Below are 19,885 nucleotides of genomic sequence, written 5' to 3'. Positions count from 1 at the left end.
CGGGCTCAGGCGTCCGGGTCGAGCACCCGCACCGGCAGCGAGCGCAGTGCCCCGCGCAGGGCCGCCGCCAGCTCCTCGTACTCGGCGGACCGGGCCGCGCCCGCGCGCATGGCGAAGGCGACCCGACGGCTCGGGGCCGGCTCGGCGAAGTAGCCGGTGAGGAGCCGGCTGCTGCGGTTGGTCTCCAACTCCAGGGCGGTACGCGGCAACAGGGTGCAGCCGAGGCCACCCGCGACCAGCTGCACCAGCGTGGACAGGCCGGCGGCGGTCGTGGTCACCGGGGCGTCCGCGCGGCCCGCCTCCCGGCAGATGTCGAGGGCCTGGTCGCGCAGGCAGTGGCCCTCGTCCAGGAGCAGCAGGTTGAGCTCCCTCAGCGCCTCGCGCGGGATGCCCTCGCGGCCGCCGAGCCAGTGGTCGAGCGGGGTGACGAGCGCGAAGTCCTCGTCGAACAGCGGAAGTTCGACGACCCCGGGCACACCGAGCGGCACCGCCAGCAGCAGCAGGTCGAGACGGCCGGAGTTCAGGCCGTCGATCAGGCTGGCGGTCTGCTCCTCGTGCACCTGGAAGTCGAGGTGCGGATAGCGCTCGTGGACCAGCCGCAGCACGGCCGGCAGCAGGTACGGCGCGACCGTGGGGATCACCCCGAGGCGCAGGACGCCCGTGAACGGCGCCCGGACCGCCTCGGCCTCCTCCAGCAGCGCCCCGACCGCGTCCAGCACCGCCTTCGCCCGCAGGGCCAGCCGCTCACCGGCGGGCGAGAGCAGCACCTTGCGCGTCGTACGCTCGAGGAGGGTCACCCCGAGGGTCTCCTCCAGCGCCGAGACCGCGCCCGACAGGGCGGGCTGGCTCATCCCGATGGCGGCCGCCGCGTCCCTGAAGTGCAGATGCTCGGCGACGGCGGCGAAGGCACGCAGCTGTGCGAGGCTCGGCTGCCTTCGCTTGCCGTTACTCATGGCCACTGATAACTACCTCCGATCAACACGACCGAGTGTAGCTATTTCACTAATCAATGCACCCTGTGCCAACATCGACAGCGTCCAACCCATGGGAAAGATTCTCAAAAGGAGCCTTTCCTCGCTGCAAGGAGAGCGTGTGCTCACTGTCGGTGACAAGTTCCCCGAGTTCGAACTGACCGCCTGCGTCTCGCTGGAGAAGGGCAAGGAGTTCGAGCAGATCCACCACAAGTCCTACGAGGGCAAGTGGCTGGTCGTGTTCGCATGGCCGAAGGACTTCACCTTCGTCTGCCCGACCGAGATCGCCGCGTTCGGGAAGCTGAACGACGAGTTCGCCGACCGCGACGCCCAGATCCTCGGCTTCTCCGGTGACTCCGAGTTCGTCCACCACGCCTGGCGCAAGGACCACCCGGACCTGACCGACCTGCCGTTCCCGATGATGGCCGACTCCAAGCACGAGCTGATGCGCGACCTGGGCATCGAGGGCGAGGACGGCTTCGCGCAGCGCGCCGTCTTCATCGTCGACCCGAACCGCGAGATCCAGTTCACCATGGTCACCGCCGGTTCCGTGGGCCGTAACCCCAAGGAGGTCCTGCGGGTCCTGGACGCCCTGCAGACCGACGAGCTGTGCCCGTGCAACTGGACCAAGGGCGAGGACACCCTGGACCCGGTCGCGCTGCTGGCTGGTGAGTGACCCATGTCGCTCGACTCGCTGAAGTCCCGGGTCCCGGACTACGCCAAGGACCTGAAGCTCAACCTGGGCTCGGTCATCGGCAACTCCGACCTGCCGGCGCAAGCGCTGTGGGGCACGGTGCTGGCGACCGCCATCGCCTCCCGTTCCCCGATCGTGCTGCGTGAGCTGGAGCCGGAGGCGAAGGCGAACCTCTCGCCGGAGGCGTACACGGCCGCCAAGTCCGCCGCCGCGATCATGGCGATGAACAACGTCTTCTACCGGACGCGTCACCTGCTGTCCGACCACGAGTACGGCACCCTGCGCGCGGGTCTGCGGATGAACGTCATCGGCAACCCGGGCGTGGAGAAGGTCGACTTCGAGCTGTGGTCGTTCGCGGTCTCCGCGATCAACGGCTGCGGCATGTGCCTGGACTCGCACGAGCAGGTGCTGCGCAAGGCGGGCGTGGAGCGCGAGGTCGTCCAGGAGGCGTTCAAGATCGCCTCGGTGATCCAGGCGGTCGGCGTCACCCTCGACGCCGAGGCCGTGCTGGCCGAGTAAGCGGCTCTGCGAAGGCCCCGCTCACCCTTGGTGGGCGGGGTCTTCGGCGTTCTGAGCGACGGGCTCGTCCGCGGCGGCCTTCTGCCGCTGGAGTTCCTCCGAATACTGCCGGAGATACCCGACCACCGTGTTCGTCACCGCCACCAGCGGTACGGCCACCACCGCGCCGCCGATGCCGGCCACCATGCCGCCGGCGGCGACCGTGAGGACGACGGCCAGCGGGTGGACGCGGACCGCGCGGCCCAGGATGAACGGCTGCAGGACGTGGCCCTCGATCTGCTGGACCGCGAGGACGACCACCAGGGTCATGACCGCCGTGAAGACGCCCTGGGTGACCAGCGCCACGATCACCGCGAGCGCGCCGGAGGCGACCGCGCCGACGAGCGGGATGAACGAGAACAGGAAGATGAAGACGGCCAGCGGGACAGCCATCGGCACGTCCAGGAAGTAGATGCCGATGCCGATGAAGATCGCGTCGATCAGGGCGACCAGGACCGTGCCGCGCACGTACGCCGTCAGGGTGCGCCAGGCGCGCGGACCGGCGCCGGCCACGCCCGGGCGGGCCGCGGCGGGCACCAGCCTCAGGAACCACTCCCAGATGCGCTTGCCGTCGTAGAGCAGGAACAGCGTTGAGAAGAACACCAGCAGGATGCCGGTGAGGGTCTCGATGATGACCTGAACGCCCTCCAGGCCCGCCGACGTTATCTGGTCGGCGTTGGCGCCGATCGCCTCGCGGAGGTTCTTGGCGATCTGGTTGATCTGCTTGTCGGTGACGTGGAAGGGGCTCTTCAGCAGCCAGTCGCGCAGGTCGTCGATGCCGGACTGGATCTGGGTGGAGAGCGTGTCGATGTTCTCCATCACCTGCCAGGTCACGAACCAGCCCATCAGCCCTATGACGACGAACCCGCTGATCGCGGTGAGCGCGGTGGCCGGGCCGCGCGGCACTCCGCGGCGGGTGAGCCGGGCGACCGTCGGCTGGAGCAGTGCGGTGACGAGCAGGGCGATGACGAAGGCGAACACCACCAGCTGGATCGCGCTGATGACCCGCATCAGGATCCAGAGGGTGCCGGCGAGGACCAGCATGCGCCAGCCGGCCTCGGCCGCGACCCGCACGCCCCAGGGCACGGCCTCGGCGGGGTCGGGGCGGTGGCCGGAGGCCGCGGGTGCGGGCCGGCGCGCGGGCGGTACGGCGGCTTCGGCGACGGGGTCGGGGCCGGCGGCGGGCTGCGACGGGACCGGCGGGGCGACCGAGGGATCCGGGGCGGTCTCGCGCTCCACCTCCGCCCGGCGCTCGTCCAGGCGCTCGCTCATCTCGGTGAGACCGGCACCGAGCCTGCCGAGCCACCCTGGCACTCGCGACATGATCCGTCCTCTTCCCCCGCGTCCCCGCGTGCTCGCCACCTCTCCTCCCCCCAGGAGGCGTTGGGTACGACCGTACAGGGCGAAAGCCCCTCCCCTAAGGACGGGGAGGGGCTGCGCGAGGTTGAGTCCGACCGGCGGTGACCGGACGGGCCTAGTACCAGTGGTTGGCCGACCAGAACGACCAGGCCTGGCAGGGGCTGCCGTACCGGCTGTTCATGTAGTTGAGGCCCCACTTGATCTGGGTGGCGGGGTTGGTCCGCCAGTCGGCGCCGGCCGAGGCGTACTTGCCGGCGGGCAGGGCCTGGAAGAGGCCGTAGGCACCGGAGGAGGCGTTGGTCGCCTGGTAGTTCCAGCTGGACTCGTGGTCCACGATGTTGCTGAAGCACTGGAACTGGTCGGCCGCCACCATCTGACGCGCCATCGCCTGGATCTGCGCGACGCTGTAGCTGCTCTGGACGGGGAAGCTGGAGGAGTCGCGGGCGCTGTCGCGGCTGGCCGCGGCCTTCGCCTCGGCGCGCTCCTTGGCCTCCTTGGCCGCCTTCTCGGCCGCCGCCTTCTTCGCGATGGCGGTCTCGGCAGCGGCCTTGCGGGCCGCCTCCTCGGCGTCCTTCTTGGCACTCGCGTCCGCGGCGATGGCCTGGGCGTCGGCCTGCTGCGTCAGGGACGCGGACTGGACCTGCGCCTGCTGACCCGCGGGTATGTCTGCGAGGAGCGTGGTGTCGGCTGCCGTCGCCTCGGCGTCGTTGTTGTTCTGCGCGACGCTGCCCGAGGCAACTCCGACGACGCTTCCGACGGCGGTGACCGCGGTGGCCGAGGCCACTGCGAATCCCCGGACCGAAATCCGGCTCACACGGTTTCCTTCCAGCATCGCCCGCTTCGGTGACCCTGGCGGACGCAATCGTGCCCCTGACACTGGCCTCCCAACTGCGGGGTCACGGGAGGCGCGGGCCCGGTGGGCAACCCCCCTTCCGGGGAGCGCCGCGTGGTGCTCGGGCGGCATACGACGAACTCTATGGAGTTGGTGGTGCTTCTGTGGTGCTGTACCGCTGGGGGTACAGGTGTGTCGTATGCGGGGCCTGACAGGACTGAGACTCTGCCGTAACCGGTCGCCGGGTGGCAATTCTGCGTTGCGTGTGAAAGGTCACATCCCGTTTGCCCCTGAGGATTTCCGGAAAGCTCTACACGCCAAGGCGCCGCCCGGCTAGGCTCTGGGCCTTTGCCGGACGGCGCCAACTGCCGTGCGGGTGAGTCAGATGTGACCGTCCTCCAGCATTTCGGTCACAAGCGCCGCGATCTGGGACCTCTCGGACCGAGTCAGCGTGACGTGCGCGAAGAGGGGATGCCCCTTCAGCTTCTCCACGACGGCGACCACTCCGTCATAGCGGCCGACGCGCAGATTGTCCCTTTGCGCCACGTCATGGGTCAGAACAACCCGTGAATTCGCGCCGATTCGGGACAGAACAGTGAGAAGCACATTCCGTTCGAGCGACTGCGCCTCGTCCACGATCACGAACGCGTCGTGCAGCGAGCGGCCGCGGATGTGGGTGAGCGGGAGAACCTCCAGCATCCCGCGCGCGGTGACCTCCTCGATGACCTCGCGGCTGGTGACCGACGACAGCGTGTCGAAGACGGCCTGCGCCCACGGGCTCATCTTCTCCGCCTCGGTGCCCGGCAGATAGCCCAACTCCTGCCCGCCGACCGCGTACAGCGGCCGGAACACCATGACCTTCTGGTGCTGGCGGCGCTCCAGGACCGCCTCCAGGCCCGCGCACAGCGCCAGCGCCGACTTGCCGGTGCCGGCCCGGCCACCCATCGAGACGATCCCGACGTCCGGGTCGAGCAGCAGGTCGAGCGCGATGCGCTGCTCGGCGCTGCGGCCCTTGATGCCGAACGCCTCCCGGTCGCCGCGCACCAGGCGGACGTTGCCCTCGGCGGTGATCCGGCCGAGCGCCTTGCCGCGCTCGGAGTGGATGGTCAGCCCGGTGTGCACCGGCATCCCGGCGGCCTCGGGGACGTAGAGATGGCCTTCCTCGAAGAGGATGTCCACCTGCTCGCCGGAGAGCGTCAGTTCGGACATTCCGGTCCAGCCGGAGTTCTCCGTGATGGCGAGTTCGGCGCGGTACTCCTCGGCGAGCAGACCGACGGAGGACGCCTTGATCCGCAGCGGCAGGTCCTTCGAGACGACGGTGACGTCGTACCCCTCGGCCTGCAGGTTGCGGGCCACCGCGAGGATGCGGGAGTCGTTGTCCCCCAGGCGGTAGCCGGTGGGCAGCACGCTGGGGTCCGAGTGGTTGAGCTCGACACGGACGGTCCCGCCCAGCTCCCCGATCGGGATGGGGGCGTCGAGGCGACCGTTCTTCACCCGGTAGTCGTCCAGCAGGCGCAGGGCCTGGCGGGCGAAGTAGCCGAGTTCCGGATGGTGCCGCTTGGCCTCCAGTTCCGTGACCACCACAATGGGGAGCACGACCTCGTGCTCGTCGAAGCGGGTCAGGGCGTTCGGGTCGGCCAGCAGGACGCTGGTGTCGAGAACATAGGTGCGCCGGTCTGGCTTGTGGCGCTTTGTGCTGGTCACCACGGAAGGACGTACCCCCTCGGATGAGGTCGGGGAGCGACGAGATCGAGCTGGACCGGTCGTCGGCCGCCCTGCGCGGGCCGAGAACCGGCCCTCCGCCTCTTCGTCCGCGCGTGGACCGCACGATCGGGCTGGTGCAAAGGGCCTCCCGGGCGGACGGCCCCGTGCCGCCCGCTGAGATCCGACACCCGTGGTTCGGGTGTCGACCTGTTTGGCTTATGCCCTCGAACATGCACCGCCATGCAAAAGCGGCCATCGGCGTGCCGGTGAACTCCTTGTTACATCCTGACAAATCGTGGGTATGCGAACGCCCCGCTGCCTTGGCGGCCAGCGGGGCGTGCGTCGGGGCTCAGCCGCCGTAACGCCGGTGACGTGCGGCGTAGTCGCGCAGGGCGCGCAGGAAGTCGACCTTCCGGAAGGCGGGCCAGAAGACCTCGCAGAAGTAGTACTCGGAGTGCGCGGTCTGCCACAGCATGAATCCGGACAGCCGCTGCTCGCCGCTGGTGCGGATGACGAGGTCCGGGTCGGGCTGGGCGCCGGTGTAAAGGTGACGGCCGATCATGTCGATGTCGACGGAGTCGGCGAGGTCCTCCATCGCCACGCCCTTGTCGTGGGCGTCGAGCAGCATGGAGCGCACGGCGTCGGCGATCTCCTGCCGGCCGCCGTAGCCGATGGCCACGTTGACGAGTATGCCGTCGATGTGGGCGGTGGCCTCCTCGGCCTCCTTCAGCGTGCGCTGCATGCCGCCGGGCAGCAGGTCCATCGTGCCGACGTGGTGCACACGCCAGCGGCCGTCGGCGGCGAGCGTGCGGACGACGTCCTCGATGATGCCGAGCAGCGGGACGAGTTCCTCCTGCGGCCGGTCGAAGTTGTCCGTGGACAGCAGCCACAGGGTGACGACCTCGACGTCGGTCTCGGTGCACCAGCCGAGGAACTCCTCGATCTTGTCCGCACCGGCCCGGTGGCCGTGGACGGTGGTGGAACCGGACGCCTTCGCCCAGCGGCGGTTGCCGTCCATGATGACGCCGATGTGCTTGGGCACCTGAGCGTGGTCGAGGTGGCCCTCCACCCGGCGTGCGTAGAGCCTGACGAGCAGGCTGCGCAGGTTGTCGCGCAGGTTCACGTGGCCCTCCGGGGGTTTGGCATGGGGGGTTCGGTGCGTAAGGGTGCCCGAGCCGTTGAGCCTACCCCCGCCGGGGGCCTGGTTCTGGTTCGGGGTTTGGGGATCGGGGTTCGGGGGCTTGGGGTTTCGGCCGTCTGGTGCGGGTCCGTGGGGGCTTGTCGCGCCCACACGGCTCAGCCGCGTGTCGAGCGCGGCCCCGCACCCCTTGTGCGAGGACGCGGGGCGGGCACCGAGCGGTTCCCGGGTTCCCCCTCGATGGACCCAGCCGGTGTTCCCTTCGAAGCGCCGCCCGGTGACGGGAACGAAAAACGGGCCGGTCCGTGGGGGGGAGACGGACCGGCCCGAGGGGGGGTTTCCACCATAACCCTTCGTAAGGGATCGTGGGTGCATCGGCGAGACACAACTACTCTCCGGAATCGTCCGGCGACGCCCCGATGAGTGCGGAACGCTGGATTCAGGGGTGTCTCATGGCCGGTTCACAGCGGAATCCCAGGCAAAACCGATCGGATACGAAATGATTCGGAGGGATCTGGACCGGTTTACGCCATCTTGGGGATATGTCGGCACGTTGCTCCGGGGTCCCCCCGACGGACTACCCGGTCAGCGAACGGCGACTTGACGGCTCCGTTGCGGCCGCCCGGGAACATCGCCCGGTTTCACGGCACCGCGCAGCCCCCTCCACTGCGCGGTGCCGCCCGCGCGTGTTTGCCTGCGCGAATTACCTTGGTCTGAACTTATGTGACGGATGAGGCCGATGTGAACCGCATCGGATAACGATGTGGAAACCGTTGGTAAACCGCGGGTGAATCAGCCGGGCTTGCGGACGTCGAAGAGATGCCGGGTGCTGTGCGCCACGAACGGCCCCTCCTTCGCGATCCGCTCGTGCAGCGCGCGCAGTTGGGGCTCGTACGCCTCCACCGTGAAGCCCGGGACCATCCACACCACCTTGCGCAGGAAGTGGACGACGGCGGCGATGTCGTGGAACCCCATCCGCAACCGCTCCGCCCGCAGCCCGGCCACCTCCAGCCCCGCCGCCTCGGCGTCGGCCCGCTCACGCTCGGGATCCCGCGCCGAGCGCACCTCCTTCGGCAGCCGCCCGAGGAAGTACTCCACCAGCTCGAAGACGCTGGCCGGCCCGACATGCTGGGCGAAGTACGCGCCACCCGGCCGCAGCACCCGGGCGATCTCGTCCCAGCACGGCCGCACCGGATGCCGGCTGAGCACCAGGTCGAACGTCCCGTCGGCGAACGGCAGCGGCGCGTCGTCCGCGGCGGCGACGACCACCACCCCGCGCGGCCGCAGCAGCGCGGTGGCCCTGGCCACGTTCGGCGGCCAGCCCTCCGTCGCGACGGCCAGCACCGGCCGGGCGGGCTCGGCCCTGCCCAGCGCGAAGTCCAGCACCTCACCGCCGCCGGTCTGGATGTCCAGCACGGCCTCGGCCCGGGCCAGCCGCTCCCCCGCCGAGACGGCGTACCCCCACGAGGGCCGCTCCTCACTCGCCCGCCCCTCGAACCAGGAGAAGTCCCACCCTTGCGTGGGTACGGCGACGCCCTCGGTCACGAGGTCCTCGAAGGAGCGGTTCACCGGGTTCCTCCGAGGATGCCCCGGCCTTCAGGCCGGGGAGGAATCGGACTCCTGCGGAGCAGGGCAGGGACAGCCGGATCGCCGTCAGGGCGATCCGGCGTCCACCCCGCACGGCGGTGATGCCACCCACGATGATCGAGAGCTCTCAACTGTCAGTCCTCCCGCGTAGGTTCGGATGCATGACGACACAAGCGACCACGAAGGACACCGGGCATACCCGGTACACCTTCCGTGTGCGCCTGTCGGCTACCGCGCGGCGGGCACTCGAAGCGGAGTGGGCGCGCTGCCGGTGGATCTGGAATGAGTGCGTCGCGAAGTCCCAGCAGGTGCACGCGCAGAGCCGGGCGACCGGTGAGAAGTTGACGTGTGGTCCGGGGCAGTTGGACAAGATGCTGACCGAGGCACGCGGGGCGACGCCCTGGCTGGCTGCGGGCGCGTCGGTGCCGCAGCAGCAGGTGATACGCGACTTCGCCAAGTCCCGTGCCAAGGCGCTGAAGGACATCAAGGACCGGTTGCCGCAGCAGCGCCGGGCCCAGACGCCCCGCTTCAAGAAGAAGCGGGAGGCGCGACCCAGCCTCAACTACACCCGGCGCGGCTTCCGTCTCAAGGACGGCCGCCTGCACCTCGCGGGCCGGATCGTGCTGACGGTGGTGCGGTCGCGGGACCTTCCGGCCGACCCGTCCAGTGTGCGCGTGTACCAGGACACGCTCGGGCATTGGTATGCGTCCTTCGTCGTCCCGGCTCAGGTTGAGCCGCTCTGTGAGACCGGCCGCGTCCTGGGCGTGGACTGGGGTGTGACGGAGACCGCCACCACCACCGACGACGCCTACGACCTCCCGCATGCCGAGCACGGCAAGCGGGCCGCGCAGCGGCTGGCAAGGTACCAGCGGATGATGGCCCGGCGGCGCCGTCCCAAGGGACAGCCCGCATCCGCCGGCTACCGAAAGGCGCAAGCCCAGGCGGCGAAGCTGCACAAGAAGGTGGCCCGGCAGCGGGAGGACACCGCCCGCAAGTGGGCCAAGCGTGTGATGCGCGGCCACGACGGGGTCGCGGTGGAGGACTTCAGGCCGAGGTTCCTGGCGAAGACCACCATGGCCCGCAAGGCGGCCGATGCCGCCATCGCCGCCACGAAGCGTGCCCTGGTCGAGATGGGCCGCAAACACGCGCGGGACGTCCGTCTCGTGCACCCGGCGCACACCACGATGGACTGTGCCACGTGCGAAGCGAGAACCAAGCACGCACTACCTCTGTCGATGAGAACCTATACCTGCACCGCGTGCGCAGCCGTGTCCCCCAGGGACAAGAACTCCGCCCGCGTGATGCTGGTCCGGGCAGGTTGGAACCCGGACGGTGCCGAGGGCGTAAGACCACCCGAGCCGCCGGCTCCGGCGGCAGCCTGAGCCGCAAATCCCCGCTCAACCCTGGAGGGCGACGAATCCCCTCCCTTCAGGGAGGGGAGCCTTCAATGACATGCCCGCCATGATCGCAGGGCGTTGTCGGCGGGGCCTGCTAATTTCCGCCCGCATGACGACATACTCCGCCGGAGAGAAGCAGACCCTCCACGCGAGCCTGAACCGGCACCGGGACGCCGTGCTGTGGAAGCTGGACGGCCTGGACGACGAACAGCTGCGCCGGCCGATGACACCGTCCGGCACCAACCTGCTGGGCCTGGTGAAACATCTGGCCTGCGTCGAGTACGGCTGGTTCGTGGAGGCGTTCGGCGGCGAGGCCGAGCCCCTGTGGTTCGACCCGCACGACGACATGCGGGTCACCCCCGAGGAGACGACCGAGCGGATCGTCGCCTTCTACGGCCGCGCCCGCGCCGCCGCCGACGCCGTGATCACCGGGCTGCCGCTGGACGCCACCGGCAGCCCGGCCTGGCGGGACATCACCGTGAGCCTGCGCTGGACGCTGGTCCACATGGTGGAGGAGACCGCGCGGCACGCCGGCCACATGGACATCCTGCGGGAGCTGATCGACGGCGCCACCGGCGACCACCCGCCGGCGACCGGCGCCAGCCGACCGGGGACGGGGCGATGAGGGCGTAGGCCGCCTCGGCGGTCGGCGCGGTGAGCACCCCGGCGTCCAGCAGACGCCGGGCCTCCCGCACGCCCGCGCCCTCCGGCGACCGCCGTGGTCCGTACCGCACCTCCCACAGCCGCATGAGCAGCCCGCCGAACCGGGCCGGCGGCCGGGAGACGGACGCCCCGCCCGGCCGGCCGGCCGGCACCGACCTCGCGCACGCCGAGATCAACGCCCTCGCCCAGCTCCCGGCCGGCCGCCGCCACCCCGGCCACCGGCTGCACACCACCCTCGGACCCTGCCTGCTGTGCAGCAGCGCACTGATCCGCGGTTGCGCCCGGCCGCGACGACCTGGCCCTCGGGTCGTACAGCACCGCGCCGACGGGCCGGCTCCCGGCCCGCAGGGCCTCCCAGGCCGGCTCGAAGGGCAGTTGCCAGGGCGCGGGGAGGGAGGCGGGGGCGGCACCGGGAAGTGCCGCCATCAGCGGCCCCCGCCGGCCGTCCCCCCGAGCACGAGGAGGATGTGCTCGTCGTCTCCGTGCTGGACCGTGCCGGCCCGTTCGAAGCCGTGTCTCTCCAACAGCCGGACGGAGGCGGTGTTGCCGCCGAAGGGGTCGGCGTACAGCGGCCGTACGCGCTCCAGCTCCAGGAAGAGGCCGAGGGCGCGCGTGCCGACGCCACGCCCCCAGTACGGCCGCCCGAGCCAGTACCCGACGAACCGCCGCTCGCCCTCCGTCCAGGAGACGACGCTCCCGGCGGTCTCACCGCCCACAATGACCGTCCGCACGAGGCAGTCCGGATCGCCGAGCACACGCTTCCGCCAGTGCCGCAGGAAGGCGTCCCGCGGCCGGGGAGTGAATCTCGACCGCCGGACGGCTTCCGGGTCGTGCTCATAGGCGAGGAAGACGAACAGGTCGTCGTCCGTGACGCCCCGAAGGCGCACTTCGCTGTGCTCGTCGCGCTCGTCACGTTCGTCGCTCATGCCGGGCAGTGTGGCAGCCGCCACTGACAACGCCTCTGCGTCACGTCAGTCCAGCAGGGGCCGGACCTCCTCGGCGGCGAACCGCACGAACCCCTCCGGGTCGGGCTCGTCCCCGGTCGGCTGCAGCACGACGGTGTCGGCACCGGCCTCGGCGAGCCGCCGTACGGCCGCGGCCACGGCCGCCGCGTCACCGGCGACGCCGATGTCCGTGGCCGACGCCAGCCCCTCGTCGGCGAGTTCCGCCCGCAGCCGGGCATCGGCGTCCGGGCCCGTGGCGGCGAGCAGGTAGACGACGACCGGGTGATGCTCGCCGCGCCCGGCCTCCTTCTGTCCCTCCTCGATGAGTTGCCGGGCCTGGCGTACGCCGTCCGGTGAGGTGGCGGCTGTCAGGAGGGTGCCGTCGGCCTTGGCACCGCAGAGGCGCAGGGTGCGCGGCCCGGTGGCGCCGGCGAGGACGGGCACCGCCCGCTCCGGCGGCCAGTCGAGGGCGACGTCGTCCAGGGAGACGTACCGGCCCCGGACGGTGAGCCGTTCACCGCGGAACAGGGCGCGCAGGGCGTCGAGGTGCTCGCCGAGGAGGGTGAGCGGGGAGGCGGCACGGGCGCCGACCTGCCCCATCCAGTCCTGCACGCCATGCCCGACGACGACGGTGGCCCGCCCCGGGAACATCCGGTGCAGGGAGGCGGCCTCCATCGCGGTCAGCGCCACGTTCCTGAGCGGCACGGGCAGCAGCCCGACGCCGACCCGCACCCGCTCGGTCCAGGCGAGCGCCGCGGCGGCGGTCGCCATCCCGCCCTCGCGGAAACAGTCCTCCCACAGCCACAGTTCCTCAAGCTCTGCTTCGTCCGCCGCTCGGGCCACCGCCCGCAGTCGCTCGGGCGGAAGCTGGGGGCGGAAGACGACACCGAGTCCAGTCATGGACCTCTTCCTAGTGGGGAGGACGTGGGGTGACAAGTGGTTTTGCCCGGCGCAGAGTTGGCGACACCGACAGGCCATGACAGGGGACGGACATGGGCGGACGATGGCGGGACGGGGTCGGAAGGCTGATCGTGCCCCGGGGCGAGCGAACGGAGGACCCGTTGGTCCTTCCGCTGGAGGTCTCGGCCTCTTACCGGGCCCGGACGAAGGGCCTGCTGGGCCGGGACTCGGTCGACGGGGCGATGCTGCTGTCACCGGCGAGCGGGGTGCACACCTTCGGCATGCGCATCCCGATCGACGTCGCCTACCTGGACCGCCACCTGACCGTCCTCGCCGTCCGCACGATGCCGCCGGGCCGCCTGGGGCTGCCCCGGGTGCGGGCCCGGCACGTACTGGAGGCGGAGGCGGGGGCGATGGCGGGGTGGGGGGTGCGGGTGGGGGTGCGGTTGAGGGCGGACGTCGAGGGCGGTGCGGGTGGCTCGGTTTGAGGGCGTTGTCAGTGGTGCGCCCTAGCATCGCGTCATGAGGACTTCAGGGACGTTCAAGGTCGAGGAGTTCGCTCCGGCGGAGGTGCGGCTGCCGGAGCCGGTGGTCGGGACGGCGGTGCCGGTCGGGGTGGCCACGATGCGGAAGCGGTACGAGGGTGAGGTCGCCGGGGTGTCGCAGACGCTGTTCACCGCGGCGTACGACCAGTCCAGTGGGACCGGTACGTATGTCGCGATGGAGTCCTTCGAGGGAAGTCTCGGCGGGCTGAGCGGCGGCTTCAACTTCGCCCACTCGGCGACGACCCGCGGAGAGGGCAGAGAGGCCGAGTTCTTCGTGATCGTGCCGGGGAGCGGGACGGGGGCACTGGCCGGGATCCGAGGGGCGGGCGGCCTGCGGATCGACGCGGACGGCACCCATCGGATCTGGTTCGAGTACGAGGTGGGTGAGTAGCGGGACTTCGCCGCCGGATTGCCCCTGGGTCACTCCTGGGTGCGGGGGAAGGACACCTCGACGCGCCGGTTCTTCCTCCTTCCCTCCTCGGTGGAGTTGTCGGCGATCGGGTACTGCTCGCCGTAACCGCGGACCTCGAAGACGACGTTCGGGTCGTTCAGATCCTGGTCCAGCACGGCCTGCACGGCGTTGGCCCGCTGCCTGGACAGGACGTCGCCGTGGGCGGACGAACCGAGGTTGTCCGTGAAACCGAAGACACGGACCTGGGTCGCGTTCTGCTTCTTGATCTCCTCGGCGATGACCGCGATCCGGCCCTTGGACTCCTCGCTGAGTTTCGCGCTGTCCTTGCCGAAGAGGACTTCGGCTTGCAGAGCGAACGTGACGTCTGCGTTGGTGTCCTCGCGTCGCTCGTCCCCGCTCTGGTCCTCCACGACCGACTTGATGTCCAGCACCTTGGGCGCGGCGAGGGTGGCCCCCTCGGGGAGCTTCAGGTCGGGGTCGGTGGGGTCGATCTTCACCGGGGCACCGGCGGAGGGCGCGGCGTCCGGCGGCTGACTCGGGCCCGTGTCGTCGGCCTGGGCCGGCGTGACCGCGAGGAGGAGGGCGGTGGCGGTGAGGGTGAGGGCAAGACGGGTGGTGGTCACTTCGGCCTCACCCGGAGATCTTGATGGTGGCGGAGGAGAGGGTGGGCAGCTGGAGGGTCACCTCGGCGGTGTCCGTGGGCGGGGAGGGGAACTGCATGAACACCGGGACCGACTCCCCGGATTTGATCGTCGAGAGCCCTGTTGTCGTCAGGGGACGGCCCTCGGTGTCGCGGAGGACGTAGTACCGCTTCCTCCCCTTGGAATCCACCAAGGTGGCTCCGCCGAGCGAATGGCCGTTCCTGATGATTTCGGTCTCATTGCCACTCAGCTGAGCGGGGATGATCAGGGTGGTGCCACCGTCGTTCTTCAAGGTGCCGTTGACCGTGACGAACCCACCGGTGTCCCGCACAGCAGAGGTAATCTGCAACAGCAGCCCGTCGGGCCCCTTCAACTCGGCCAAGGGTGCTGTTGACTGCCCTTCCTGAGTCCTCGGGCCGCTCCCACCCGTGGACGCCGAGGCCGAGGTCTCCGGCTTCTTGTCGTTGCTGCCGCCGCTGTCACAACCGGCCACGCCGAGGGCCATACCGGCCGCAACGGTCAACGCGACCATCCCCCTGCGGGCCTTCGCCGTGAACCGAATGCTCATCGCTCTATCCTTCATCGCTCGTCGTTCGCCAGGTGGACGTCGAAGAGGTCCTGCGGTTTCGGGAGGTCGGTGAGGTCGTCCGGGTTCAGGTCCCAGTTCCTGTCCCTGCAGGTGAGTTGGGGCAGTGCCCCTTTGCCGGAATTGCCGTCAGGGAGATCGAACGTGCAGAGCGGCTCGATCACGGCGGTGGCGGACGCCTTCGACTTCATGTGCTCAGTGCCAGGGACAACGGAGTCGCCGACGGGCTTGTTGGCCTGTACGTCGACCGCGTAGCGAAGTGGTTCGGGATGCGCGCATTGGGCATGGGCATCGTTCCGCGCAGCGAACTGGACTGCGCGCCAGCACGAGTTCCCCGCTCCCGCGCCGTCGAAGATTTCCTTCCACTTGGTGGGGTCGAGTACGTCCTCCACCCACTTGCCGGCGAGTTGGTCCCGGGTATCTTGAGCCGCCGCGAGTGCCGCAGCGTCGGCCGCCGTCTGGGCGCCACTCCGATTCACCGCGGCTTGGCCGACCGCGAGGTAGGCGAACGCAAGAAAGAGCAGGCCCGCCACCACCGTGATGTAGATGGGGAAGGCCTGCCCTGCGTCGTTGTACCGATCGGACCGATTCAGCCGCCGGTGACTTCGGTGATCTTGGAGACGATCGCGTTGTAGATCGACTGCCCGATGTCCGTCCCCGTGATCGCCAGAACGATCGCCACCACCACCGCGATGATGCCGAGGTACTCCACCGCGGTCTGCCCCCTGTCGCTGCGAGCAACACGGGCCTGCAGATACGCGACGGTGGTGTTGAACCAGTTGTTCATGGTGGTCCCCTCCGGACTCGCCTCCGATCCGGAAAACGTATGCCGGAGCACCGCACTCTCGAGAGGGCCCCAGGACCCAACCCCGGACCCATTCCCCCCGCCGTCCCCTCCCCCACGCATCCACCTCAAGCCACCCCCAACCACTTCGCGGCCGCCTGGGAGCGGGTGGTGCTCTGGAGCTTGGGGAAGATGCGGTTGATGTGGTTCTTGACCGTCTTCTCGGAGATGAAGCACGCGGCGGCGATCTGCTGGTTGGTCATGCCGGACGCGATGAGGTCCATGATCTCCGCCTCCCTCGTGCTCAGCCGGAAACGTGAACGGAACGACTGTCCCATAGAGGATTGCAGTTGCGAAAGAACTTCGGGTGTGTTTTTCCTTAAGAATTGCGGCACTTCGCGTTCCACGTGTGCAGGTGCACTTGCCTGGAGTTCCGTCAGCAACGCCTTCGTCGCACCCGGAGTCACATGCGGCCGCCCCTCCCGGACATCCCGCACCGCGCGCAGCAACTGCTCCGTCGTGAACTCGCCGTGCACCAGATATCCCCCCGCCCCCAGCCGCAACGCCTCCCGCACGGTCTCCGTCTCGTGGCTGTAGGTGAGCATCATGACCGGCGCCAGCCGCACCAGGTGCGGCAACGCCGAGATTCCGTCGACCCCGGGCATCCGGACGTCGAGGAGGATGACGTCCGGGCGGTGTCGTAGGGCCGCCTCGTAGGCCTCTCTGCCGTCCGTCGCCTCCGCCACCACCGTGGTGTCCTCGCGGCCCGAGAGCAGTGCCGTCAGGCCCGCCCGGACCACGGGGTTGTCGTCGGCCACCAACAGCCGCAACGGCGGCGTCGGCGTGGGGGCCTCGGGCCAGGGGTCACTGTGCTGCATGGCGCCTCCTCTCAAAGTTCCCGGGATGCCGGGTCGGAGCCGTTCGGGGACGACAGGGGGAGCTCCACGCGCACCTCCGTACCGCGCTCGTGGCCGCCCCGGCCGATGCGGATCCGGGCGCCCACCTGCGCGGCCCGCTCCACCATGCCGAGCAGGCCGAAGTGGCCGGAGTCGCGGAGCCGTTCGAGCGTGGTGCCGGGCGGCAGGCCCCGGCCGTCGTCGTGGATCGTGAGGCGCAGCAGGTCTCCGTGCACGGCCGCCCCCACCTCCACCTGGGTCGCGCGCGCGTGGCGGTAGGCGTTCTCCAGCGCTTCCGTGGTGATGGACAGGAAGTGGCGGGTCGTGGGGGCGGGAAGCTCGGGGAGTCGGGCGGGGTCGGTGTTCGGACCGCCGCTGTCGTGCGGCACCCAGGAGCAGGTGACCGGCAGTCCCGTGCGGGTCGTGAAGTCTCTCGCCACCTCCGGCAGTTCGCGCCACATCGACGTCCCGTCCCCGGCGATCGAGTCCGGTTGCTGTCCGCGCAGGTCCGTCAGCAGGTCCCTCGACTCCGCCGCCGCCCTGCGTGCCGAGCGGGAGACCAGTTCCGCCTGTTGCCGGATGCGGTCGGGGTCGGGAGCGCCGGCCGAGGCCGTCGCCGCCAGGCCGTCCGCCGCGAGGGCCACGCCGTACAGGGTCTTGGCCACGGAGTCGTGCATCTCGCGGGCGAGCCGGGCGCGTTCGGCGCTCACCGCTTCCGCCGCCGCGAGGCGCGCCTGGACCGTCGTCAGGGCGTGGGTCGCGGTGCCGAAGCGGAGCATCAGGTTGCGCAGGGTCGAGCCCATCGCGCCGGCGATGACGCACAGGCCGGGCAGGAGAAGGGCCTCGGCGATCGGTGCGTGCCGGTCTGCCTTCACGGTGGCGTGGACCAGCAGCAGGATCAGGGACTGGAGGGAGGCGAAGCAGGCCGCGCCCCGCCAGCTGTAGACCAGGCCGGCCAGGAGCGGCGTGCAGACGCTGACGTAGGCGAGGGTGGTGTCCGGGCCGGCCGAGACCAGGAGGAACGAGCCGAAGAGGGTGTCGGCGGCGAGGAGGCTGGGGTGGCGCAGGAGGAGCGGGCCGAAGCGCTCCCAGTCGCGGAACAGGACGTACGACACCATGAACGTCACGACCACGGCCGCGCCGACCAGGCGCACGCCCAGGCCGGGGGCCGCGTTGAGCAGCGCGGCGGGGGCCGCCACGGCGATCATGGCCAGCCGGAATCCGAAGACCTGCCGGCACATCGCCTGCAGTGCGCGGATCTGGATCTTCTCCGAGGGTTCGGCGGTGGCGGGATCCGTACCGGCGGTCGCCCTCCAGCGGCGTACGAACCAGCCGACGGCTGCGCGCACCCGGCCGCCGCCCCCGGAGAACACTCCTCTCCCACGCCCCATCGACCCGGCCACCGTCACGTCCGCCTCACTTCCCCGTGAGCGAGCCGAAGTCCACGCCGGAGCCGAGGAGCAGGCCGGCGCCCAGCAGCAGCATCGTGGCCGGGACCATGAACGTGGTGATCATCAGTGTGGCCTTGGGCACCGCGCGGGCGGCCTTGCGGCGGGCGTTCTGGGCGTCCGTGCGGCGCATGTCCTTCGCCAGGGAGACCAGCGTGTCCACGATCGGGGCGCCCAGTTCCTCCCCCTGCTGCAGTGCCGTCACGAACATCGCCACCTGTTCCGAGTCGTTCCTGCGCCTCAGTTCCGCGAAGGCCTGGCGGCGGCTCATGCCGAGGTCCATCTGGCGCAGGGTGATGCGCAGTTCGTCGGCCCACGGGCCCTCGTAGCGGGAGGCCACGCGGTCCAGGGCCTGGCGGAAGCCGAGGCCGGCGCTGACCACCACCGCCAGCACGTCCAGGAAGTCCGGCAGCGTGCGCTCGATGACGTCCTTGCGGACCCGGATCGCCGACCAGATGCCGACCTCCGTCCAGAACGCGCCGAAGAGCAGCAGCAGTACGGCCACGAACCACTGGCCGCGCAGGAGGAAGACCAGGCAGCCCACCGCGCCGAGCGCGCCGTAGACGGCCCGGCGGGCCGCGTAGCGGTCGATGGTCAGGCCGCCGGGGTTGCCCGCGAGGTCGATCTTGCGCCGGTACCTGGTCACCAGGCGCGGGCCCATCAGGCGCAGCACGGCGGGGGCGTAGCGCATGCCCATCCGGTCGATGACCGAGCCGACGGCGCCGGTGCGGGTGGCGCCGACCTCCAGGGCCAGCGCCAGGTCACCGGGGAGTTTCGCGTCCGCGCGGTACATCCGGATGCCGGCGAAGGCGCCCCAGACGCCGAGCCCCATCAGCAGGGCGAGCAGAAATCCAACCATCGCTCCGGCCGCCCCCTCACACGTCGATCCGGCTCAGGCGCCGGATGAGGACGAATCCGACGGCGTACATGGCGAAGGCGATGAGCACGCAGGCCTGGCCGACGGGTGAGCCGGTCATGCGGGCCAGCGCGCCGTCCTTCACGGCGTTCATGAGGAAGAGCGCGCCGACGCCGAGGACGGGGACGGCGTACGACGTCATGGTGACCTGGGAGAGCTGGGTGCGGATCTCGCGCCGGGTCTCCTTGCGTTCCTCCAGGGTCTCGGTCAGGTTGCGCAGGGCCGACACCACCTGGCCTCCCGCCCGGTTGGACAGGATCAGGGTCGTGACGAGGACGACCAGCTCCCGGGACGGGAGGCGGTCCGCCAGTTCGTCCAGCGCGTCGTCGAGGGAGTGCCCGATGGCCAACTGGTCGGACACCTTGACCAGTTCCTCACCCGCCGGGGCCTCCAGCTCCTCCGCCGCCATGCCGATCGCGGTGCGCAGGGCGAGTCCGGCCTGGGTGGCGTTGGCCAGGATGCGGGCGAGTTCGGGGAGTTGGTTGATGAAGCGCTCGATGCGTTTCTGCCGCTGCCAGTTGAGGAACTGCACCGCCGCCCAGATGCCGAGGAGGCCGGCGAGCGGCCCGAAGAAGGGGGCCAGGGTGGCCTGGCCGATCAGCCACAGGGCGGCGACCGTGGCGAGCATGTAGACGAAGAACTCACCCGGGGTGACGTCCAGTCCGGTCGCCGCCAGGCGCAGCTCCAGTCGGCGGCCGAGGCGGGTGCGGCGCAGCCGCCGGTCCAGGTCGCGGAAGCGGCGCCTGCGGCCGGCCGCCGGGACCGGGCCCGTGTGGGTGAGCCGGTCCACGAGGGCCGCGCGCTGGGCCCGGCCCGAGGCGTAGGCGTGGACGCCGGCCACCGCCAGGACGCAGGTCAGCAGCGTCACGCCGGTGGTGAGCTGGACGAGGGTGTGCAGTTCCATGGGGGC

22 protein-coding genes are annotated in these 19,885 nt (G+C 70.4%); 6 read left to right on the top strand and 16 right to left on the bottom strand.

Features of this window, described 5'->3' with window-relative positions:
* Positions 1 to 5 precede the first annotated feature (5 nt).
* Positions 6 to 953, bottom strand: a complete 948-nt coding sequence (locus ACIBJF_RS10780; protein ID WP_399173348.1) for a LysR substrate-binding domain-containing protein — start codon at positions 951 to 953, stop codon at positions 6 to 8.
* 139 nt (positions 954 to 1,092) lie between these two features.
* Between ACIBJF_RS10780 and ACIBJF_RS10775 the strand changes: the two genes are divergently transcribed.
* A complete protein-coding gene (locus ACIBJF_RS10775) occupies positions 1,093 to 1,647 on the top strand; it encodes a peroxiredoxin (RefSeq protein ID WP_055704786.1) in 555 nt (184 codons plus the stop codon).
* Between the two features lie 3 nt (positions 1,648 to 1,650).
* Positions 1,651 to 2,184 (top strand): alkyl hydroperoxide reductase, encoded by a 534-nt coding sequence (locus ACIBJF_RS10770; RefSeq protein ID WP_399173347.1) that lies wholly within the window; start codon positions 1,651 to 1,653, stop codon positions 2,182 to 2,184.
* Positions 2,185 to 2,205: 21 nt separating this feature from the next.
* On the opposite strand, the gene ACIBJF_RS10765 is transcribed toward ACIBJF_RS10770, so the two are convergent.
* The 5 genes from ACIBJF_RS10765 to ACIBJF_RS10745 all read right to left on the bottom strand — a co-directional run bounded on the left by ACIBJF_RS10765 (position 2,206) and on the right by ACIBJF_RS10745 (position 8,825).
* A complete protein-coding gene (locus ACIBJF_RS10765; protein ID WP_399173346.1) occupies positions 2,206 to 3,546 on the bottom strand; it encodes an AI-2E family transporter in 1,341 nt (446 codons plus the stop codon).
* 151 nt (positions 3,547 to 3,697) lie between these two features.
* Positions 3,698 to 4,396, bottom strand: coding sequence for a transglycosylase SLT domain-containing protein (locus ACIBJF_RS10760; RefSeq protein ID WP_399173345.1), 699 nt, complete (start codon positions 4,394 to 4,396; stop codon positions 3,698 to 3,700).
* A gap of 399 nt (positions 4,397 to 4,795) precedes the next feature.
* The gene (locus ACIBJF_RS10755) at positions 4,796 to 6,121 is read right to left on the bottom strand and encodes a PhoH family protein (protein WP_399173344.1); all 1,326 of its coding nucleotides are present in this window, start codon (positions 6,119 to 6,121) and stop codon (positions 4,796 to 4,798) included.
* 346 nt (positions 6,122 to 6,467) lie between these two features.
* Positions 6,468 to 7,241 (bottom strand): isoprenyl transferase, encoded by a 774-nt coding sequence (locus ACIBJF_RS10750; protein WP_399173343.1) that lies wholly within the window; start codon positions 7,239 to 7,241, stop codon positions 6,468 to 6,470.
* A gap of 807 nt (positions 7,242 to 8,048) precedes the next feature.
* Positions 8,049 to 8,825 (bottom strand): methyltransferase domain-containing protein, encoded by a 777-nt coding sequence (locus tag ACIBJF_RS10745; RefSeq protein WP_399173342.1) that lies wholly within the window; start codon positions 8,823 to 8,825, stop codon positions 8,049 to 8,051.
* A gap of 179 nt (positions 8,826 to 9,004) precedes the next feature.
* Here ACIBJF_RS10745 and ACIBJF_RS10740 point away from each other — a divergent pair, with 179 nt between their 5' ends.
* Entirely contained in the window at positions 9,005 to 10,225 is a 1,221-nt protein-coding gene (locus ACIBJF_RS10740; protein ID WP_399173341.1) for an RNA-guided endonuclease InsQ/TnpB family protein, read from the top strand.
* A 124-nt stretch (positions 10,226 to 10,349) separates the two neighbouring features.
* On the top strand, positions 10,350 to 10,865 hold the full coding sequence (locus ACIBJF_RS10735) for a DinB family protein (RefSeq protein ID WP_399173340.1): 516 nt from the start codon (positions 10,350 to 10,352) through the stop codon (positions 10,863 to 10,865).
* Between the two features lie 463 nt (positions 10,866 to 11,328).
* Here ACIBJF_RS10735 and ACIBJF_RS10730 read toward each other — a convergent pair whose 3' ends face one another.
* Positions 11,329 to 11,829 (bottom strand): GNAT family N-acetyltransferase, encoded by a 501-nt coding sequence (locus tag ACIBJF_RS10730; RefSeq protein WP_399173339.1) that lies wholly within the window; start codon positions 11,827 to 11,829, stop codon positions 11,329 to 11,331.
* A gap of 45 nt (positions 11,830 to 11,874) precedes the next feature.
* Entirely contained in the window at positions 11,875 to 12,825 is a 951-nt protein-coding gene (locus ACIBJF_RS10725) for an LLM class flavin-dependent oxidoreductase (RefSeq protein ID WP_399173338.1), read from the bottom strand.
* 14 nt (positions 12,826 to 12,839) lie between these two features.
* Between ACIBJF_RS10725 and ACIBJF_RS10720 the strand changes: the two genes are divergently transcribed.
* Positions 12,840 to 13,235, top strand: a complete 396-nt coding sequence (locus ACIBJF_RS10720) for a DUF192 domain-containing protein (RefSeq protein ID WP_399173337.1) — start codon at positions 12,840 to 12,842, stop codon at positions 13,233 to 13,235.
* A gap of 34 nt (positions 13,236 to 13,269) precedes the next feature.
* Positions 13,270 to 13,683 carry a DUF3224 domain-containing protein gene (locus ACIBJF_RS10715; protein WP_399173336.1) on the top strand — a complete coding sequence of 138 codons (414 nt, stop codon included), beginning with the start codon at positions 13,270 to 13,272 and terminating at the stop codon, positions 13,681 to 13,683.
* A 29-nt stretch (positions 13,684 to 13,712) separates the two neighbouring features.
* Here ACIBJF_RS10715 and ACIBJF_RS10710 read toward each other — a convergent pair whose 3' ends face one another.
* From ACIBJF_RS10710 to ACIBJF_RS10675, 8 genes are all read right to left on the bottom strand, one after another.
* The gene (locus tag ACIBJF_RS10710; protein WP_399173335.1) at positions 13,713 to 14,327 is read right to left on the bottom strand and encodes an OmpA family protein; all 615 of its coding nucleotides are present in this window, start codon (positions 14,325 to 14,327) and stop codon (positions 13,713 to 13,715) included.
* A gap of 7 nt (positions 14,328 to 14,334) precedes the next feature.
* Positions 14,335 to 14,913: a hypothetical protein gene (locus tag ACIBJF_RS10705; RefSeq protein WP_399173334.1), complete on the bottom strand. Its 579-nt coding sequence runs from the start codon at positions 14,911 to 14,913 to the stop codon at positions 14,335 to 14,337.
* Between the two features lie 11 nt (positions 14,914 to 14,924).
* Positions 14,925 to 15,524, bottom strand: a complete 600-nt coding sequence (locus tag ACIBJF_RS10700; RefSeq protein ID WP_399173431.1) for a pilus assembly protein TadG-related protein — start codon at positions 15,522 to 15,524, stop codon at positions 14,925 to 14,927.
* Entirely contained in the window at positions 15,521 to 15,718 is a 198-nt protein-coding gene (locus ACIBJF_RS10695) for a hypothetical protein (RefSeq protein WP_356301581.1), read from the bottom strand. The genes ACIBJF_RS10700 and ACIBJF_RS10695 overlap by 4 nt, the downstream gene beginning before the upstream one ends.
* 125 nt (positions 15,719 to 15,843) lie before the next feature.
* On the bottom strand, positions 15,844 to 16,593 hold the full coding sequence (locus tag ACIBJF_RS10690; RefSeq protein WP_399173333.1) for a response regulator: 750 nt from the start codon (positions 16,591 to 16,593) through the stop codon (positions 15,844 to 15,846).
* 11 nt (positions 16,594 to 16,604) lie between these two features.
* Positions 16,605 to 18,002 (bottom strand): sensor histidine kinase, encoded by a 1,398-nt coding sequence (locus tag ACIBJF_RS10685; RefSeq protein ID WP_399173331.1) that lies wholly within the window; start codon positions 18,000 to 18,002, stop codon positions 16,605 to 16,607.
* Between the two features lie 25 nt (positions 18,003 to 18,027).
* On the bottom strand, positions 18,028 to 18,918 hold the full coding sequence (locus tag ACIBJF_RS10680) for a DUF5936 domain-containing protein (RefSeq protein ID WP_399173330.1): 891 nt from the start codon (positions 18,916 to 18,918) through the stop codon (positions 18,028 to 18,030).
* A 16-nt stretch (positions 18,919 to 18,934) separates the two neighbouring features.
* Positions 18,935 to 19,879, bottom strand: coding sequence for a type II secretion system F family protein (locus ACIBJF_RS10675; protein WP_399173329.1), 945 nt, complete (start codon positions 19,877 to 19,879; stop codon positions 18,935 to 18,937).
* Between the last annotated feature and the right edge of the window lie 6 nt (positions 19,880 to 19,885).

It is taken from the genome of Streptomyces sp. NPDC050743 (assembly GCF_044456925.1).
In the GTDB taxonomy this organism is placed as follows: domain Bacteria; phylum Actinomycetota; class Actinomycetes; order Streptomycetales; family Streptomycetaceae; genus Streptomyces.
This window is presented reverse-complemented; position numbering and strand designations above follow the sequence as displayed.

Excerpts from the sequence above, each read along its gene's own strand:
- ACIBJF_RS10730 (WP_399173339.1), bottom strand. The coding sequence starts at position 11,829 with ATGAGCGACGAACGTGACGAGCGCGACGAGCACAGCGAAGTGCGCCTT.
- ACIBJF_RS10690 (WP_399173333.1), bottom strand. The coding sequence starts at position 16,593 with ATGCAGCACAGTGACCCCTGGCCCGAGGCCCCCACGCCGACGCCGCCG.
- ACIBJF_RS10715 (WP_399173336.1), top strand. The coding sequence starts at position 13,270 with ATGAGGACTTCAGGGACGTTCAAGGTCGAGGAGTTCGCTCCGGCGGAG.
- ACIBJF_RS10770 (WP_399173347.1), top strand. The coding sequence starts at position 1,651 with ATGTCGCTCGACTCGCTGAAGTCCCGGGTCCCGGACTACGCCAAGGAC.
- ACIBJF_RS10695 (WP_356301581.1), bottom strand. The coding sequence starts at position 15,718 with ATGAACAACTGGTTCAACACCACCGTCGCGTATCTGCAGGCCCGTGTT.
- ACIBJF_RS10720 (WP_399173337.1), top strand. The coding sequence starts at position 12,840 with ATGGGCGGACGATGGCGGGACGGGGTCGGAAGGCTGATCGTGCCCCGG.
- ACIBJF_RS10740 (WP_399173341.1), top strand. The coding sequence starts at position 9,005 with ATGACGACACAAGCGACCACGAAGGACACCGGGCATACCCGGTACACC.
- ACIBJF_RS10725 (WP_399173338.1), bottom strand. The coding sequence starts at position 12,825 with ATGGCCTGTCGGTGTCGCCAACTCTGCGCCGGGCAAAACCACTTGTCA.
- ACIBJF_RS10765 (WP_399173346.1), bottom strand. The coding sequence starts at position 3,546 with ATGTCGCGAGTGCCAGGGTGGCTCGGCAGGCTCGGTGCCGGTCTCACC.
- ACIBJF_RS10735 (WP_399173340.1), top strand. The coding sequence starts at position 10,350 with ATGACGACATACTCCGCCGGAGAGAAGCAGACCCTCCACGCGAGCCTG.
- ACIBJF_RS10780 (WP_399173348.1), bottom strand. The coding sequence starts at position 953 with ATGAGTAACGGCAAGCGAAGGCAGCCGAGCCTCGCACAGCTGCGTGCC.
- ACIBJF_RS10685 (WP_399173331.1), bottom strand. The coding sequence starts at position 18,002 with ATGGGGCGTGGGAGAGGAGTGTTCTCCGGGGGCGGCGGCCGGGTGCGC.
- ACIBJF_RS10705 (WP_399173334.1), bottom strand. The coding sequence starts at position 14,913 with ATGAGCATTCGGTTCACGGCGAAGGCCCGCAGGGGGATGGTCGCGTTG.
- ACIBJF_RS10680 (WP_399173330.1), bottom strand. The coding sequence starts at position 18,918 with ATGGTTGGATTTCTGCTCGCCCTGCTGATGGGGCTCGGCGTCTGGGGC.
- ACIBJF_RS10675 (WP_399173329.1), bottom strand. The coding sequence starts at position 19,879 with ATGGAACTGCACACCCTCGTCCAGCTCACCACCGGCGTGACGCTGCTG.